14 protein-coding genes are annotated in these 16,776 nt (G+C 55.9%); 8 read left to right on the top strand and 6 right to left on the bottom strand.

The window, feature by feature from the left end; translation table 11 throughout:
- Positions 1 to 6 precede the first annotated feature (6 nt).
- From JXO48_10010 to JXO48_10045, 8 genes are all read left to right on the top strand, one after another.
- On the top strand, positions 7 to 858 hold the full coding sequence (locus tag JXO48_10010) for a transporter substrate-binding domain-containing protein (GenBank protein MBN2284211.1): 852 nt from the start codon (positions 7 to 9) through the stop codon (positions 856 to 858).
- Between the two features lie 117 nt (positions 859 to 975).
- Positions 976 to 2,769: an amino acid ABC transporter permease gene (locus JXO48_10015; protein MBN2284212.1), complete on the top strand. Its 1,794-nt coding sequence runs from the start codon at positions 976 to 978 to the stop codon at positions 2,767 to 2,769.
- A gap of 358 nt (positions 2,770 to 3,127) precedes the next feature.
- The gene (locus tag JXO48_10020) at positions 3,128 to 3,529 is read left to right on the top strand and encodes an SCP2 sterol-binding domain-containing protein (GenBank protein ID MBN2284213.1); all 402 of its coding nucleotides are present in this window, start codon (positions 3,128 to 3,130) and stop codon (positions 3,527 to 3,529) included.
- A 12-nt stretch (positions 3,530 to 3,541) separates the two neighbouring features.
- The gene (locus JXO48_10025; GenBank protein MBN2284214.1) at positions 3,542 to 4,768 is read left to right on the top strand and encodes an aminopeptidase P family protein; all 1,227 of its coding nucleotides are present in this window, start codon (positions 3,542 to 3,544) and stop codon (positions 4,766 to 4,768) included.
- Between the two features lie 114 nt (positions 4,769 to 4,882).
- Complete coding sequence (gene glpK / locus JXO48_10030) at positions 4,883 to 6,361, top strand: glycerol kinase GlpK (GenBank protein MBN2284215.1); 1,479 nt, start codon at positions 4,883 to 4,885, stop codon at positions 6,359 to 6,361.
- 36 nt (positions 6,362 to 6,397) lie between these two features.
- Positions 6,398 to 8,917, top strand: coding sequence for a hypothetical protein (locus JXO48_10035; GenBank protein MBN2284216.1), 2,520 nt, complete (start codon positions 6,398 to 6,400; stop codon positions 8,915 to 8,917).
- Between the two features lie 28 nt (positions 8,918 to 8,945).
- Positions 8,946 to 9,998: a glycyl-radical enzyme activating protein gene (locus JXO48_10040; GenBank protein ID MBN2284217.1), complete on the top strand. Its 1,053-nt coding sequence runs from the start codon at positions 8,946 to 8,948 to the stop codon at positions 9,996 to 9,998.
- Between the two features lie 18 nt (positions 9,999 to 10,016).
- Entirely contained in the window at positions 10,017 to 10,862 is an 846-nt protein-coding gene (locus JXO48_10045; GenBank protein MBN2284218.1) for a pyridoxamine 5'-phosphate oxidase family protein, read from the top strand.
- Positions 10,863 to 10,995: 133 nt separating this feature from the next.
- Here JXO48_10045 and JXO48_10050 read toward each other — a convergent pair whose 3' ends face one another.
- The 6 genes from JXO48_10050 to JXO48_10075 all read right to left on the bottom strand — a co-directional run bounded on the left by JXO48_10050 (position 10,996) and on the right by JXO48_10075 (position 16,739).
- Positions 10,996 to 14,052, bottom strand: a complete 3,057-nt coding sequence (locus JXO48_10050; GenBank protein MBN2284219.1) for an FAD-dependent oxidoreductase — start codon at positions 14,050 to 14,052, stop codon at positions 10,996 to 10,998.
- Between the two features lie 46 nt (positions 14,053 to 14,098).
- Complete coding sequence (locus JXO48_10055) at positions 14,099 to 14,482, bottom strand: (2Fe-2S) ferredoxin domain-containing protein (GenBank protein ID MBN2284220.1); 384 nt, start codon at positions 14,480 to 14,482, stop codon at positions 14,099 to 14,101.
- An 18-nt stretch (positions 14,483 to 14,500) separates the two neighbouring features.
- The gene (locus JXO48_10060; protein MBN2284221.1) at positions 14,501 to 14,995 is read right to left on the bottom strand and encodes an NAD(P)H-dependent oxidoreductase subunit E; all 495 of its coding nucleotides are present in this window, start codon (positions 14,993 to 14,995) and stop codon (positions 14,501 to 14,503) included.
- A gap of 55 nt (positions 14,996 to 15,050) precedes the next feature.
- Positions 15,051 to 15,599, bottom strand: a complete 549-nt coding sequence (locus JXO48_10065; GenBank protein MBN2284222.1) for a sensor histidine kinase — start codon at positions 15,597 to 15,599, stop codon at positions 15,051 to 15,053.
- A gap of 3 nt (positions 15,600 to 15,602) precedes the next feature.
- Positions 15,603 to 16,340, bottom strand: a complete 738-nt coding sequence (locus JXO48_10070; GenBank protein MBN2284223.1) for a PHP domain-containing protein — start codon at positions 16,338 to 16,340, stop codon at positions 15,603 to 15,605.
- A gap of 63 nt (positions 16,341 to 16,403) precedes the next feature.
- Positions 16,404 to 16,739 (bottom strand): serine kinase, encoded by a 336-nt coding sequence (locus JXO48_10075; GenBank protein MBN2284224.1) that lies wholly within the window; start codon positions 16,737 to 16,739, stop codon positions 16,404 to 16,406.
- Positions 16,740 to 16,776 lie beyond the last annotated feature (37 nt).

Raw genomic sequence — 16,776 nt, forward strand, 5'->3', positions numbered from 1 at the left:
TTTCTGATGAAAAGGCATGTGTGGAAGTTTTCGTTGGTGGTTGTGGTCGCCGCATTACTGGTTCCCAGCTTCTGCTTCGCCGGGGCAACATACGACAAGGTGAATGAGGCAGGCGTCGTTCAGGCGGGGCTGATGTATAACAGCATCCCGGCGGCATATTTCAATGATAAGAATGAATGGGTCGGTTTCGACGTTGATATCGCCGAGGAGGTGGTCAAGAGGATCGGGCAGCAGATGGGGAAAGAGCTCAAGATGGAAAAAGTGAAGGTCAATAACAAGACCCGTATCTCCTTTTTGACCTCGGGCCGGATCGACATGAGCACTGCGAACATGACCCATAAACGGGAACGGGATAAGACGATAGACTTCTCAATCACTTACTTCTTCGATGGCCAGAAGATCCTGGCGAAGAAGGGTGAGTACAAGGACCACAAGGATTTCATCGGAAAGCGACTTGCCTCCATGCAGGGTACCACCAGTGAAAAGAACGCCATCAATCTGCTCAAGAAACTGGGTGATCCCGATGCGGAAAAACACGTCATCAGCTTCCAGGATGAACCGTCCTGCTTCCTGGCGCTCCAGCAGGGCAAAGTTGCCGGCTGGACGACGGACAGCACCATTCTTCTCGGCTATGCCGCCAAGGAGCCGGGGAAATATGAGCTGGTCGGCGACTTCTTCAGCGACGAACCCTATGGGATAGGCGTTCCCGAAGACGACAGCGACTGGCGTGATGCGATCAATTTCGCCCTGCAGGATATGTGGATGGACGGTACCTACATGAATATCTATAACAAGTGGTACGGTCCCGATACTCCTTACTTCTTCCCGATGACTGAAAAGATCGAGATGTGGCCGTAAGACCTTTGAGGGGTGGGAGAACATTACCATGAATCGAAAAGACTGCGGCCCGGATCCCCGGGTCGCAGTTTTTTCGTGTCCCCCCCGGATGAAACGATATATGCGAAGATGGTATAAATGAATTCCTGGAAGCAGCGATTACAGCAATTATCCGTAGTGGCCGGACTGGCCGTACTCATCCTTATCATATTCACCCAGATAGATTTCGGCTATGATTTTCACTGGGCGGTCCTCTATGAGGAAAATCCCACCTATCATGAGGTTTTCGGGAAATGGCTTCTCCGGGGACTTGTCGTTACCATAGAAATATCCCTCATCAGCGCCCTCGTGGCTCTTGTCCTGGGAACCTTTTTCGGTATCGCCAGGCTGTCGCAATTCAAGCCGCTCTATTATTTTTCCACGGCATATGTTGAATTTTTCCGCAACACACCGCTTCTGGTACAGCTTTTTTTCTGGTATTTTGCGTTTCCCATGGCCGTACCCGAGGGGGTGAGGCAGTTCTTATATGATCACAATTATGAGTTCTGGGCCGCGACGGGAGGGCTGAGCATATATACGGCTTCCTTTATCGCCGAGATAGTCCGCGCGGGCATACAGGCCATTCCCCGCGGTCATCTCGAGGCCGCCGATTCTTCGGGTCTCACGAGGATACAAACACTGCGGTTCGTCATTCTGCCTCAGGCGTTTCGAGTCATTATTCCTCCCCTGGGCAGCGAGTTTCTCAACAACATGAAAAACTCCTCCCTTGCCATGGTGGTCGGTGTCGCAGACCTCTGCTGGCAGGCGCAGCAGATAGAGTCATTTACCTTCAGGGGCTTTGAGGCAACGACCGCGGCAACCCTGATATACCTCAGTCTCTCGCTGATCATCAGTGTCATAATGAACAGCATCAATCATCATCTGAAGATCGGTGAAAAGGAATTGAACGCCCTCGACCGTGTCTTTGAAGGCATCGTGAGACCGTTCATATATGCCGCAAAACTCATATGTGCCGGTGGCGGGAAGCTTACCGGACTCGCCATCAGCGGAAGGGCCCCGGTCGACAAGACGAAGGAGCTCTATGTTTCGAGCGGTACACAGTGGTTTGAGCGGCTGCTGAAAGTTCTGACAGCGGCGGGAAAAGCCCTGTTCGTCCTGTTCTTCGGCGGTTTTTTGATCTACGTCGGGTACGGTGTGTGGCATTTTAACTGGACGGTCATAGCAGATAATATTCGGGCCCTGCTCATCTGGACCTTTCCCCATGGCGGTGGTGGTGAGATCTTCCACGGCCTGGGGGGGCTTGCTCTCAGTATCATTCTTGCGCTCATCTCGCTGACGATCAGCTTCGGTATCGGTCTTGCGGCTGGACTGGGGCGCCTGAGCAGGAATTCACTGATCAGTACGCCGAGCATTCTCTATATAGAACTGATCCGTGGCAACCCTCTCATCATGGTCATTTTCTGGGTCTATTTCTTTTCCCCGATCGTAACGGGAATGCAGATCAATGTGTTCTGGAGCGCCCTGATCGCCTTTACCATATTTTCAGGGGCCTATCTCGCCGAGATCGTCAGGGCCGGTGTTTCGGCAATACCCTACGGCCAGGTCGAAGCGGCCACGTCATCGGGCCTGAATTATCTCAAGACCATGCGGTTCGTTGTCCTTCCTCAGGCGCTCAAGATCATGATACCCGCCATCGTGGGACAGTTTATCGCTCTCTTCAAGGACACTTCGCTGGCGTATATCATCGGCGTTTTCGAATTGACCACCGTGGCCCAGACCGTTAACAACCGCCTCATGATCTATCCCTTTGAGATCTACACGACCATCGCCGTCCTCTATTTTCTCTGCTGTTACGGCATGAGCGACGTGGCACGGCGGCTGGAGCTCAAATATTCACCGGACAAACAGATAGAAGCGCCCAGGATGGCCTGATTTCGGGATTCGGGAACCGGGAATCGTGATCCGGAAACAATACGACCGCATTTTTTCGCTTCATGCTTATCGCTTAACGTCTCACGAAGTCATTCTCCGTAACGACCTTTTATTATGGTAATCTCGAATCTCGAATCACGGATCCCGATGCCGTCACAGGGCTGGATATCTTCAAATTTGTTTGATATTAGAAACAAATCGTGAAAAAATACCTTCCCTGTGCATCGACGGCCGGAATATTCGGGTGTCCGCTGCAGCCTGTTTTTCCGGTTTTTCAGAAGGGGGGCCTTCACCGGTCGTGCCGGGAGGGAAGCCCTTTCGGTGATTGAACGATCCGCACCAGCAAGGAGGACTGGGTATGAGTGAAAAAGTCGTCTATCTAAGCCCCGAGTGGAGGGACGAGGCTGAAAAGCGCCTGAACGAGCAGCTCTCTCCGGAACGGATGAACTTCATAACATCGTCCATGACCAACATTTACAAGAACTGTCCCGACGGAAGAGAACGCTTCCTTCACTTCAACTTTGAGAAGGGTAAACTGAAGGACCTGCTGGTGGGGGAGGGTGAGCCGCCGAAGGCGGAATTCATCATAACCGGTAATTACGAAATATTTGCGAAGGTAACAAAAACCGAACTGGGTTCCCAGAGAGCACTGATGACGGGTAAGCTGAAACTGAAGGGGAACATGGTGAAGGCACTGAAACTGGCTGCCGTGTCAGACCGGGTGCAGAAAGTCCTTGCCTCCATACAGGCGGAATATTAAGGAGGTGCCGAAATGACAGCAAATTCCGGAAAACAGGATCCCTATTTCATCGATTTCCCGAAACGGATCAGGGACATACAGGCAGCAATGGCGAAAGATAACATCGATGTCTATCTCGGCTCCCGCCTCAGAACGTTGTCATGGACGCTCGATGCCTTCTGCCCCTGGAGGAGTTACGTGGTCATCCCCGCCGAAGGGCTGCCGATGGCCTTTACCTTCGTGATCGATGCGGCGCGTGTCGCTGATGATTCATGGCTCGACGAAGAGCATGTCATGGGGTTCGCGCCCATGGGGGGGCAGGACCAGATCGAGCAGATATCGGATTTCATCAAGGAGTGCCTGAAAAACGGAAAGGGGAGGGTCGGCATTGAAAGCGGCATGTCGAACTACCTGCCCGAGGGGAATCTGACCCATTACGAATACGAACAGTTCAAGGCGGCATTGCCGGGCGCGGAACTGGTGAACGCCCATACGCTGATCGACCGTCTTGCCCTGATAAAGGACGAGGGAACGATCAATCGCTTCCGGGAGGCGTCACGGATCGTGGACGAGGGACACAGGGCCGTCTATGAGGCCATCAAGGACGGCGGCTGGAAAGGGATGACGGAAACGGAGATCGGCGGTCTTGCCGCCTATGCCATGAGGAAAGCGGGAAGCGAGTGGGAATGGTCGTTCACCGGCGGAAACGAGATCGCCAGCGGATACCGGACAGGCCTTGCCGGTGGCGCCTGCACGCCCGCATCCAGGCGGGAACTGAAGGCCGGTGAACCGCTCATGGTTGATATCCATGCCATGTTCAAACTGGCCCTGGGAGACCATGCGCACAATTACCTGATAGCACCCGTAACGGACCGGCAGTGGTGGCATGCCAACAATTTCGTGGATATCGTCCGGCGCACCCTCGAGACCTATCGTGCGGGCATCACGCCCTCGCGGCTCGCGCAAGAAATGATAAATTTCGCCGATGAACGGGGTTTTGCCGATTACATGGTGCCCGGTTTTGAACATGGTATCGGCCTTTTGGGTGATGAGTGGCGTATCGGCCTGAACGACGGGCCTTTCCCGTACTGGACGAACCCGGATCATGTCTATCAGGAGAACGAGGTCCTCATCTGTGCCATGCAGTACGCCTGTCCGGATGAAGATATCGGTTTCAGGTACGAGAATCCCATCGTTATAAAAGCGACGGGATGCGAGCCGCTTTCCCTCTATCCTCTCGGCATTGAGGAAATTGGATAGCGGGGTGCTCCGAGCACCCTGGGCCATGGCAGACGGAGCGTTGCGGCGGGACGCAGGGGGAGACAATTATCCGGCCGGCGCAGGTGTGAGTGATAATACCAGGGGAGGAGAAACATGCCCGATGTGATTCTGTCGATCGACCAGGGAACGACGGGGACCACCATAGTGCTCATCGACGGGAAACTGAACGTTCTTTCGCGGGGATACCGGGAATTCAGGCAGATCTATCCCAAACCCGGGTGGGTCGAACATGATCCGGAGGATATCTGGACATCACTCATCACGGCCCTTGACGACGCGCTCGCGAACGGTTCGGTTTCAGCGGGCGATATCAGGGCGATCGGTATCACGAACCAGCGGGAGACCGATCTTGTCTGGAACGGCGAAACGGGAGAATCCTACCATAATGCCGTGGTCTGGCAATGCCGCCGAACGGCCGAACTGTGCCGGGACATGAAGGACCGCGGGCTTGAGGAAATGTTTACAGAAAGGACGGGCCTCGTTCTCGATCCCTATTTCAGCGGAACGAAACTGAAATGGCAGTTCGATCATGTGAGCGGCCTTCGTGACGAGGCGGCCGCGGGGCGGGTGCGGGCGGGGACCGTCGACAGCTATCTCATCTGGAGGCTCACAAACGGCAAGAGCCACGTCACCGACGCATCAAACGCATCGCGGACACTGCTGATGGACCTGAAGACTCTGCAGTGGGATGAGGAACTGTGCTCCGTCCTCGACATCCCCCGGCAGGTTCTTCCGGAGATCAGGGGATGCACGGATATTCTGGGATACACGGAACAGGTCCCCGGACTGCCGGACGGCATTCCCATATGCGGCAGCGCCGGGGATCAGCAGGCAGCGCTGTTCGGCCAGGCCTGTTTTCAGCCCGGGGAAGCGAAGTGTACCTACGGGACGGGAGCATTTCTCCTCATGAACACGGGAGAAACCCCGGTGCCGAGCAGGAACAGGCTCCTTACGACCGTCGCCTGGAAACTGGGTGATAGTGTGACCTATGCTCTTGAAGGGTCGGCATTCATTGCCGGTGCCGTTGTCCAGTGGCTACGCGATGAATTGCGGATCATCGAGAACGCCCCTCAGGTTGAGGAACTGGCCCTGACCGTTCCCGACTCGGGCGGTGTTGTCCTGGTACCCGCCTTCGTGGGACTCGGAGCGCCTCATTGGAGAAGTGACGCCCGGGGAATCATTACGGGGCTGACACGGGGTACGTCACGGGCGCACATCGCCCGGGCGGCACTCGAGGGTATTGCATTACAGAACGCGGAGATCCTGAAGGCGATGGAATCGGACAGCGGAAGGTCCCTGCTCGCCCTCAAGGTCGACGGCGGCGCCAGCGCGAACGATCTTCTCATGCAGATGCAGGCGGATTTTCTTGGGTGCCGTATCGTCCGGCCGCGGATGGTCGAGACCACCGCCCTGGGGGCGGCCTTTCTCGCCGCCCTGGGAGCCGGAATCATGAGCGATACAGCGGATATCGTCAGGAATTGGAAGGAAGACAGGACCTTTGCTCCCCGGTGGAGCGACGAGGAACGGCAGAGCGCCCTTGAGCGATGGCGTGAAGCCGTGGGGAAGGCCTGAAAAAGAAGAAGGCCCTGTGACAAGGAGGGTAATGGTATGAGCATGAACACAGCGGAACGACATCAGGTAAGACTCAAGGAACCGAAAAATCTCTCGCCACGCATCACGTGGTTGCGGGATTATTATTACCGGGGCACTAAACGTCCCTGGAACAATGAATTCACGGCCTGGACCACGGCAACGCCCTGGGACATCATATTTGACGAGATAACCTTCTACATTGTTCCGGAGACCTATCCCTTCCTGCAGACATTCCGGTCCTCCATGATGCAGGCGGCCCGCCCCGTCAAGCTCCATGGTGACTTCTGGTCCTGGAGCCTTCCTGAAAGAAAGACCTGGTTTGTAAAGGAAGTCATGATGAATTACGTTCCGCAGGAGATCCTTCCCGGCGACCTGATCGCCGGATCGCGGTTCAACATTCAGACATCCATGTGCTGGACCGAAGAAGAGGCAAAACAGCGGGACCGTCTCATCTACGGAAAGAAAGGCGCCCGGCGGATGATGAAGTGGTTTCATGATCATGGCTATGGAAATTCGGGTGCCACGAGCGGCCATGTGATCCCCGGCTATGAACGGGTCCTGAAAATGGGCTGGAAAGGCATTCACGCCGATCTGCAGGCACGTTACCACCTTTTGTCCGAGCGTGAGCAGAAGGGGCAGAAGGGGGCACAATTGCGTGCCATGATGACGGCGGCCACCATGCCCCGCGAACTTGCCGGGGAATATTGCCGCCTGTGCAAGGAGCTTGCGTTAAAGGAAAAGGATTCCCAGCGGCGCAAGGAACTGACCATGATGGCCCACAATCTGGAACGGGTCCCCTGGGAACCGGCCGAGACCTTCTGGGAGGCCGTACAGTCACTCTGGCTTACCCACATGCTTATCATGAGCGATGAAAACTACCCAGGTCCCGGTGTATCCTTCGGGCGGATCGATCAATACCTTCTGCCTTACTGGCGGGCATCCGTGGACCAGGGGATGGATCGCGAGTTCGGGAAAGAAATTCTCGAGTGCTTCTGGATCCATGCCAACACCGCCTATGATGCCATGATCAGAGTGGGCGGCAACCAGGGGATCACCTCGGGCTACGGTCAGCTTCTCACCCTTTCGGGCCTCGGAAGAGGCGGAAAGGATATGACCAACGAACTGACCTACGTCATGATGGAAGTGATCGATGAACTGTCCCCGATCCTCGAACCGAAACCGAACATCCGGCTTCACCGTGATTCCCCCGACGAGCTTCTTGACCGTGTGGTCGAGATGGTCGCGTCGAGCCAGGGCTCACCATTTCTGCTGAACTATGATGAGCGGTCCATGGCCGGGATGATGCGCCAGGGAAGAATGGCGCGGTGCGGTGATCTGATAACCGAAGACAACGTCTATGACTACGCACCGGTGGGGTGTCTCGAGAACACCATGGTCGGCAACGACCGGTCCGGGACCGTCGATAATAACCTGAACCTTCTCAAAGCGGTGGAACTTGCCCTCACCGGCGGAAGGGACATGCTCCAGTTCGTTGATCCCATCACGGGGGAGAAGGAGAAGATCAGACAGGACGGCCCGAAAACGGGTGACCCGGTGAAGTTCAAAAACTGGGAAGAGTTCTGGCGTGCCTATGAGGATCAGACGCGCTATATCATGGAAAAATGTGTCGAGACCTACGAAGCATCAGAATCAGTACGGGCGCGATTCTCACCCACACCGTATCTCTCCTGCCTCGTGAAGGGGTGTGCCGAAAAGGGCCTTGATATTACCCAGGGCGGGGCCGAACTCAGTTTCACCACCCTTGAGGGGGTTACCTTCGCCACCACCGTCGACTCGCTCCTCGCGATCAAGTATCTCGTCTTCGACACCCATGAATGTAGTATGGCGGAACTGGTGGAAGCGCTGAAAGATAACTGGGAAGGGCATGAAATCCTGCAGGCCAAGGCGAAGTACCGGGCGCCGAAATACGGCAGGGACGATGTGGAAGCCGATGAAATGGCACGCAGGGTCATGGAGTTCTGGACGAACGAAACCTGGAAATATCGTACCAGATCGACACACCGTCAATTCCGTCCCGGCATGCTGAGCTGGAATTACTGGGTCAGTGACGGGTATATCATGGCGGCGAGCGCCGACGGCAGGCCGCGGGGACAGTTCCTGTCGAATGCGATCTGCCCGTCGAACGGGGCGGATATCAATGGTCCCACCGCAAACATCAATTCTGTCGGTACCGTCCTGGGCGGTACCGTGACCGACGGATCGGGGGACTGGGGTTCCTATGTCAATTATCTGCCCAACGGCGCGAGTCATACGATCACTCTCAGCCCGGCGCTGCTCCGCGATCCCGTACACATGGAAAAGTTCAAGGCGTTTCTGAGAAGTTATGCGGAGAAGAGCGGCACCTGCCTGCAGATAAACATAGTTGATGCCGACATGCTTCGTGATGCGCAGAAAAACCCCGAAGATTATCGCACCCTGCTTGTCAGGATCACGGGATATAATGCCTACTTTACCAGCATCGGCAGGGAACTGCAGGATGAACTGATAGCCAGAGAAAGTCACAATCGCTATTGAGCGCCGGGCGGAAGAAAGATTTCTATACATGAAAGCAGCGAAAAACACCGTTTGTGACCAGAAAGCCATCATCCTCCAGATACAGCGGATGTCGACGGAGGACGGCCCGGGCATCAGAACCACGGTCTTCTTCAAGGGATGCAGCCTGAATTGTCTGTGGTGCCAGAATCCCGAGAGCATATCCATGAAACCTGAAATTCAATGGATGGGGACCCGGTGTATCGGATGCCTCACCTGCGTTCACGTCTGTCCGAAGGGAGCCCTCTCGGCCGATGATGCGGGGATCGTCATTGACAGGAACCTCTGTGACCGGTGCGGTCTCTGTACGGAAAAATGTCCCTCCACGGCGATGGACCTTATCGGCAGAGAGTGGTCTCTCGACGCCCTGGCCGATGAGGTGCAGAAGGACCGGGTCTATTTTGAAAAATCCGGTGGAGGGATAACGCTTTCAGGGGGAGAACCGGCGATGCAGGCGCAGTTTGCCGCCGATTTCCTTGCCGAGATGCACCGGCGGGGCATCCATACAGCCCTCGATACCTGTGGTCACTGCTCGCGGGGCACGCTGGAAATCCTGCTGCCCCATGCGGACCTGGTCCTTTATGATATCAAGGACATCGACCCCGAATGGCACAGGAGATTCACGGGCAGTTCCAATGAGCGTATTCTTGAGAACAGCATCTTAGTTGCGCGCCACATGAAGGAACTGGGGAGACCGGAATCATTGTGGATACGAACTCCCGTTATACCCGATGCGACCGCCCGTGAGGAGAACATCAGGGGCATCGGGAGATTCATCGCCGACAACCTCCACCCGGCGGTTCAACGGTGGGAGCTGTGTTCCTTCAACACGCTGTGCAGGGACAAGTATGTGCGTCTGAACAGGGAGTGGTTTTTCAGGGATCATGATTCACTGACGGCGGAGTTCATGGAACGGATCGCTGCCATTGCCCGCGACTCGGGAATCGATCCGGCCCTGGTCCACTGGAGCGGTCCGACGAAATTCGAGAGTGCCCCGGAGCCGGAAGGTGAAGCGGAACCCGCCTCGAAGAAGGCGGAGAGACGCATCGGGATGGAGACATAACCATGGGGAGGGGTATGCATGGAAAGGTTCACCGAATTCACTGACTCGGACATGAAGGCCTTTGAACCGGAGGCCAAGGTGGGGCTCATCGCCACCGTCAATCAGGAGGGATTACCGCACATCACCCTGATAACGGCCATTCAGGCGCGGGGGCCGAAGGAGCTTATCTGGGGCCAGTTTTCCGAGGGGCTGAGCAAGAAGCATGTTTTGAACAACCCCCGGACGGCCTTTCTGATCATGACCCTGGACAAAAGCCTCTGGCGCGGTACGGCGTTGTGGAGAGAAAAGAGGAAAGAAGGGGCGGAGTTTGAGATGTTCAACAATAAACCCATGTTCCGTTACAACTCCTACTTCGGCATTCACACGGTGCATTACATGGACCTGGTCAAAACGGGTGGGCGGGAAAAACTGCCGCTTTTCTCCATCGTGATTTCTTCCCTGTTGACAAAGGCCGCAAAATCGGCGGCGGGTGTGAAACCTGATCATCCGGTATTGAAAACATGGGCCGAAGGTCTCTTCAACAGGCTCGATTCACTGAAATTCATCTCCTGGGTGGGTGACGACGGATTTCCGCTTCTCGTTCCCCTTATTCAGTGCCAGGCGGCGAGCAGCAGTCGCCTTGCTTTTTCACCCATCGCATACGGGAAGGAACTGAGGGACCTGCGCAAGGGATGTCCCGTCGCCGTGTTTGGACTCACCATGGATATGGAGGATATTCTTGTTCGCGGGGTCTTCCGCGGACCGGCGAGGTTCGGGCCGGCGGCCCTGGGGACCGTCGATATCGACTGGGTCTATAACTCAATGCCGCCAACGCCGGGACAGATATATCCCCTGAAACCCCTCGAGCCCGTGACCGGTTTTTAACGGGCGCCTTCATTCCGGAGAGAGAACAAAAAAGCCCCCGGCGGCAGCGCCGGGGGCTTTCCCGTTCATCGGTCGTTATGATGTGCCCCGCAGCTCAACCCGGAGCACATGGGGACGGCTTTGTAAAAAGTCGTTATATTTCCGCGTCGCAACGCAGACACCGCGAAGCCTCCTTGATCGCTTCTTCGATGCTGTATCCCAGTTCTACCTCGTCGAAATTGGTCTTTCTGAGTGCGGCTTCCAGTTCCGGCATTGCTGCCTGCGGCCGCTCTTCCGATTCCTCGTCTATCTCAAAGGGTATGTCGATCTTTTCTTCTTCCGGTGCCACGTAGGGAGCCTCACCGTTCTTCTCACGGATCCAGGTATCCATTTCCTCGGCCGCCTTGTGACCCGCCGCAATGGCCCCTACCACCGTCCAGGGACCCGTGACGGCGTCGCCGCCGGCAAAGAACGCATCGTTCGTTGTTTTGGCCTTCATATCCTGTGCCAGGTCGAAACACTCCCAGCGATTGATGGAAATACCGCTTTCTCCGGGAACGAACGAGACATCGGGTGCCTGCCCGATGGCGGCGATGACGGCATCGACGCTGAGAGTGAATTCCGAGCCCTCGATGGGAACGGGACGCCTTCTGCCGCTCCGGTCAAAATCGCCGGGCTTCATGCGCTGGCAGGCGATGCCACTGACCTTTCCATCGGATTCGACGATCTTGAGCGGTGCCACGAAGTATTCGATCTTGATGCCTTCATGCTCGGCGGCGAAAATTTCTTCCTCTGCAGCGGGCATGTCTTCGCGGGTCCTGCGGTAGAGGATCGTTACATCAGCGCCCAGACGTGTCGCAACACGGGCCGCGTCAATGGCCGAATTTCCGCCGCCGATGACGGCCACACGCGAACCGAGAGATTTTTCACCCGTCAGCCAGGCGTTCTCGTTGATATTGTAATCCCTCAGGAATTCCACACCGCCGAAGACGCCCGGGAGGTCTTCGCCGTCAACACCCATTCTCTGGCTTTTGTGTGCTCCCGGCGCGAGATAGATATAGTCGAAGTCATTGGTGATCGTCTCGAAGGGAATATCTCTTCCCACCCGGGTGTTGCAGATGATATCAACCCCGAGAGACCTGATATCGTCTATTTCTCCCTTCAGGATGTTCCGGGGAAGACGGTAGGAGGGGATGCCGTACCGCAGCATGCCGCCCGGTTCGGGAAGCTCTTCGTAGACGATGACCGCGTACCCTCTCAGGGCCAGATCCTTCGCGGCCGTGAGACCGGCCGGCCCGGAACCGACAACGGCGATCTTTTCCTTCTGTGTCACCGCGGGGGCCTCCACGGCCGGACGGACGGCGTTATCCGTGATGAACCGTTTGATGAATTTGATCGCCAGCGGTTCGTCCAGCGTGCCCCGGCGGCATTTTGACTGGCACTGGTGGTCGCAGACCCTTCCGCAGACAGAGGGGAAGGGGTTTGTTCGGAGAAGGACCTTGTACGCATCATCAAAGCGGCCCGCCCGGACCAGCGCGAGATAGGAAGGAACATCCATACTGATGGGACAGGCGTTCTGACAAGGTGATTTGAAGAGGGCGGAGCACACGCCGGCGGCGCAGTACTTGTCCTTAATATGCGCTTCATATTCATCACGGAAGTAACGGATCGTGCTGAGTACGGGGTTCGGAGCTGTCTGCCCGAGCCCGCAGAGGGCGGAGTCCTTGATGACGGCCGCCAGTTCTTCCAGCAATTCGATATCTCCCTCCTGGCCGCGTCCTTCGCAGATATTGGTCAGTATCTCGAGCATCCGTTTCGTTCCTTCCCGGCAGGGTGAGCACTTTCCGCAGGATTCATCCTGGCAGAAGTCCATGAAGAACCGGGCCATGTCGACGGCGCACTTGTCTTCGTTCATGACGATGAGACCGCCGGAACCCATGATGGCACCGAGTTCCACCACATGCTCGTAGTCCACCGGGGCGTTGAGGTGTTCCACGGGGATGCATCCGCCGGAAGGGCCGCCCAGCTGGGCCGCCTTGAACTTCTTGCCGTCGGGGATCCCGCCGCCAATATCATAGACGATCGTCCCGAGCGAGGTTCCCATGGGAACTTCAACAAGCCCTACATTGTTTACATCACCGGTCAGGGCGAAGACCTTGGTCCCCTTGCTGGTCTGATTGCCCACGTTTGAGAACCATCCGCTGCCGCGGAGTATGATCTGTGCCACATTGGCGAAGGTTTCCACGTTGTTCAGGATGCTCGGTTTCTGCCAGAGACCCGCAACGGCGGGGAACGGCGGCCGCGGTCGCGGCATCCCCCGTTTCCCCTCGATAGAGGTCATCAGTGCCGTTTCCTCTCCGCAGACAAAGGCGCCGGCTCCCTGATACACTTCAAGGTCAAAACTGAATCCGGTATCGAGAATGTTCTCGCCGAGAAGCCCGTACTCTTTCGCCTGCTTGATGGCAATATCGAGACGACGGAGTGCCAGGGGGTATTCCGCACGGCAGTAAATGTAGCCCTTGCGCGAGCCGATCGCCCGGGCGGCGATGACCATCCCTTCAAGGACCGCATGCGGGTCGGCTTCCAGAACGCTTCTGTCCATGAACGCCCCCGGGTCTCCCTCGTCGGCGTTACAGAGGACGTATTTTACATCACCCTTTGACTGCGAGGCGAACCGCCACTTCAGCCCCGTCGGGAAACCCGCGCCACCCCTGCCGCGAAGCCCCGAGTCGAGGACTTCCTGCACGATCTCTTCCGGTGTCATTTCCGTCAGGGCCTTGGCCATACCCGCATAGCCGTCGCGGGCGATGTATTCGTCGATGACCTCGGGGTCGATAAGACCCTTGTTCCTCAGAACCCTCAATTCCTGGTGGGCGAAAAAGGGAATTTCATGCATCTCGGGGATTCGTATTTCAGTGGAGGGCTCCTTGTACATGAGCCGTTCCAGCGGCCGCCCCTTCAGAAAATGCTCTTCGACCAACTCGGGTATATCCGCGGGCGTAACCATCATATAAATGATGCCCTCGGGGTAGACCACCATGATGGGGCCCATGGCGCAAAAGCCGTTGCACCCCGTTTCCACGATGCGTATCTCATCAGCAAGCTTCTGCTTGGCAAATTCCGCCGCCAGCGCCTGTTTTACACCCATGCTTCCCGTCGCGCGGCAGCCGGTGCCCCCGCAGATCAGTATATGTGACCGAAAAACTTTCATCGGATGGAAACCTCCTTGTCGGTAGTAGATATAATAATGAAACGCATCAGTCTCTCTTTTCTCTTCCCCTCGCCAGCACAAAGGGGGTCTGGACCTCTCCTTCGAGGATGTGTCGCTTGAAGACCTGTCTCATTTTGTTTGCATTCATGTATTCATACACGATCGGTTCCTGACCCAGAATTTCCACGGTCACTTCCGGCTCCCTGCTGCAGAGTCCCATGCAGCCCGAGGTGGTGACGATAACATCGGAAACACCGGATTCTTCGATTTCGTTCATGAGGGAGTTCATGACCTCTCGGGCCCCGGCGGCGATGCCGCAGGTACCCATGTGAACCGTCACTTTTACACGCCGCTCCCCTTCCCGAAGGGCGTTTTCTGCGTGAATCCGCTCCTTGATCTTTTTTAAGTCCTCAATCTTCAGTTTCGGCATATCCGTACCCCTTTATCATCAGTTGTATTGTTTTAAGATATCATTGACCCTCTCGGGCTTGACCCGTCCGTGGACGTCTTCATCGACGACCACGACCGGCCCGAGACCACAGGCGCCGAGGCAGCGGACCGTTTCGTATGTGAACATACGGTCAGGGGTGGTCTCTCCTTCCTTGATGCCGAAGATCCTTTCAAGATTTTCAGCGATCTTCTTTCCACCCCGGACGTAGCAGGCCGTTCCCAGACAGACACGGACGGTATGCTTGCCGCGGGGGGCCATGGTGAAAAAGGAATAGAAGGTGACAACGCCGTACACCTGACTGATGGGGATGTTCAGACCGCGTCCGACCCTTCTCTGAATGGGAACCGGCAGGAATCCGAGCGTTTCCTGCGCCTGTTCGAGGACGGGGATCAGCCCGCCCGGTTTCCCCTTGTATCTTTCAATTATCTCATCAAGCTTTGTGATCTGTTCCTCTGTAAAGTCCTTCAACAACTCATTGTGTTCAGATTCCATCTATCAAATCCTCCCTTATAGAAGCGAATTATGCATAAAATAACGGGAATGTCCGTTATGCGCAGGATTCAATTTCCCGGAGTCCCTCGATGATCGTTCTTCTCACGAATTCCAGTACCTCGGCATGATTTATGGGAATATCCTCGAGTTCTTCCTTGATCTCTCGGGGGTCAAGAACGAATACACGACCGTCCTTTTCATGACGATAAAGAAAATCAACCGACGGATGTCCTGCTATCAGGGTTATCATCGTTTCCGCCATGTTTCCCACCGGCTGGCGGTCGATGTGACTGAGCGTGAAATGGGCGAGAACCTTTGTCCCTCGTCCGCGCCGCGATTCAATGGAAAAGTCTCCTCCGGCGAGATGAGCCGCATGGGCGAGCAGGGGAAGTCCGAGACCGATCTTTCTGACGGTCTTCGTCGTGAAGAAAGGATCAAGCGCTCTGCCGAGAGTTTCTTCATCCATGCCGGAGCCATTGTCGTCGATTTCCAGCGTCAGCGTGTCCGTGCCCGTGTCTTCGACGAGTGTTATCCGGATCACCCCGGCTTCCGCCCGGACCGAGTTTTCGGCAATATCGAGTACGTGCATGGAAAGTTCCTGCATGCCTTACTCCCTGATATATCGTCCGTCCATTCGCTTGAGCGCCATCATGAATTCGTCCAGTGTCGGTTTCTCCATGAATGCCGTGGTGTATCCCCCTCCGATATCTTTTATGAAATGAGCGTCCGATGATTCGATGAAGGGGAAACGGGCCAGCTCAGGGAAGCGTTTTCGGGCTTCCGCAATGCCTGTCCTGCGGGATATTTCAAGGGCGTCGAAGCCCGCATCGGGCGGAATGAACCCGAGTTGGCCGAGAACGCTGAAGCTTTCCCGGTCTATATGGGCGGCGATCGCGATCCCCCGAAGGTCATGTATCCTATTCACGACGGATTGGAGTGAAAGGCCCGTCGCTCCGATGAGCAGCCGTTCGTTGAACCCTTCGACTTCGTTCAATTCATTCACAATGGGCTGACAGCCGAAGAGTTCCTCCCGGTTCATTCCTTTCAGAGACGTGTATATCAGTTCCTGCAAAGCGAGGAGCCCGTCGATTTTTTCAAAGAGCCCGATGATGTGTACTTCTTCCCTGCTTGTTATTTCCATGCCCGGGAAAACAGTGATGTCCCTTCCACGGGCGGCTCGAAGAACGTACGGAACGTTTTCCGACGCGTTGTGATCGCATATCCCGATTATGTCGAGACCTTTCGAAACCGCCTGTTCAACGAGGGCCGTCGGATACATGTCAAGATCGGCACACGGTGAAAGGCAGGTATGAATATGCAGGTCACATTTGAAACCCCGTATCATGATTCCGCGCCCCTCGAGTGCATGGTCGGATGTCCTGCCAGATCCCATTGACGCTCGGCACTGTTATTTCCCGAGGAGATGGTATATCTTTCCCGCGGTCACAAATCCGTTCTGGTTCGTCACCAGTATGGGGATTCCTTCCTTTGACGCCTTATCGAGGGTGTCCTTTTCCGGTTCCTGACCGAGGGTGAGAATCACGCAGGCATGCTCTTTCAGCACCGCGACGGCGACGATATTCTGATGCCCCTGACGGGTGATCCAGACATCACCACCCCTGCTGTTCGCAATGACGTCACTCAGGAGGTCACCGACGTAACCGCCCGTCACCTCCCTGTCGAGCTGGTCGTTACCGCAATGAACCGTGAGACCCAATGCCTCCACAAGCGCTGATATTTTCATTTTCGTCCGCTCTTTATCTCCGCTCCTTCATGAAGAG

Source organism: Deltaproteobacteria bacterium, from assembly GCA_016933965.1.
Taxonomy (GTDB): domain Bacteria; phylum Desulfobacterota; class Syntrophia; order Syntrophales; family UBA2210; genus JAFGTS01.

What these genes read in the sequence shown, in the direction of transcription:
- JXO48_10010 (MBN2284211.1), top strand. Translation starts at nt 7, where the DNA reads ATGAAAAGGCATGTGTGGAAGTTTTCGTTGGTGGTTGTGGTCGCCGCA.
- JXO48_10015 (MBN2284212.1), top strand. Translation starts at nt 976, where the DNA reads ATGAATTCCTGGAAGCAGCGATTACAGCAATTATCCGTAGTGGCCGGA.
- JXO48_10020 (MBN2284213.1), top strand. Translation starts at nt 3,128, where the DNA reads ATGAGTGAAAAAGTCGTCTATCTAAGCCCCGAGTGGAGGGACGAGGCT.
- JXO48_10025 (MBN2284214.1), top strand. Translation starts at nt 3,542, where the DNA reads ATGACAGCAAATTCCGGAAAACAGGATCCCTATTTCATCGATTTCCCG.
- glpK (MBN2284215.1), top strand. Translation starts at nt 4,883, where the DNA reads ATGCCCGATGTGATTCTGTCGATCGACCAGGGAACGACGGGGACCACC.
- JXO48_10035 (MBN2284216.1), top strand. Translation starts at nt 6,398, where the DNA reads ATGAGCATGAACACAGCGGAACGACATCAGGTAAGACTCAAGGAACCG.
- JXO48_10040 (MBN2284217.1), top strand. Translation starts at nt 8,946, where the DNA reads ATGAAAGCAGCGAAAAACACCGTTTGTGACCAGAAAGCCATCATCCTC.
- JXO48_10045 (MBN2284218.1), top strand. Translation starts at nt 10,017, where the DNA reads ATGGAAAGGTTCACCGAATTCACTGACTCGGACATGAAGGCCTTTGAA.
- JXO48_10050 (MBN2284219.1), bottom strand. Translation starts at nt 14,052, where the DNA reads ATGAAAGTTTTTCGGTCACATATACTGATCTGCGGGGGCACCGGCTGC.
- JXO48_10055 (MBN2284220.1), bottom strand. Translation starts at nt 14,482, where the DNA reads ATGCCGAAACTGAAGATTGAGGACTTAAAAAAGATCAAGGAGCGGATT.
- JXO48_10060 (MBN2284221.1), bottom strand. Translation starts at nt 14,995, where the DNA reads ATGGAATCTGAACACAATGAGTTGTTGAAGGACTTTACAGAGGAACAG.
- JXO48_10065 (MBN2284222.1), bottom strand. Translation starts at nt 15,599, where the DNA reads ATGCAGGAACTTTCCATGCACGTACTCGATATTGCCGAAAACTCGGTC.
- JXO48_10070 (MBN2284223.1), bottom strand. Translation starts at nt 16,340, where the DNA reads ATGATACGGGGTTTCAAATGTGACCTGCATATTCATACCTGCCTTTCA.
- JXO48_10075 (MBN2284224.1), bottom strand. Translation starts at nt 16,739, where the DNA reads ATGAAAATATCAGCGCTTGTGGAGGCATTGGGTCTCACGGTTCATTGC.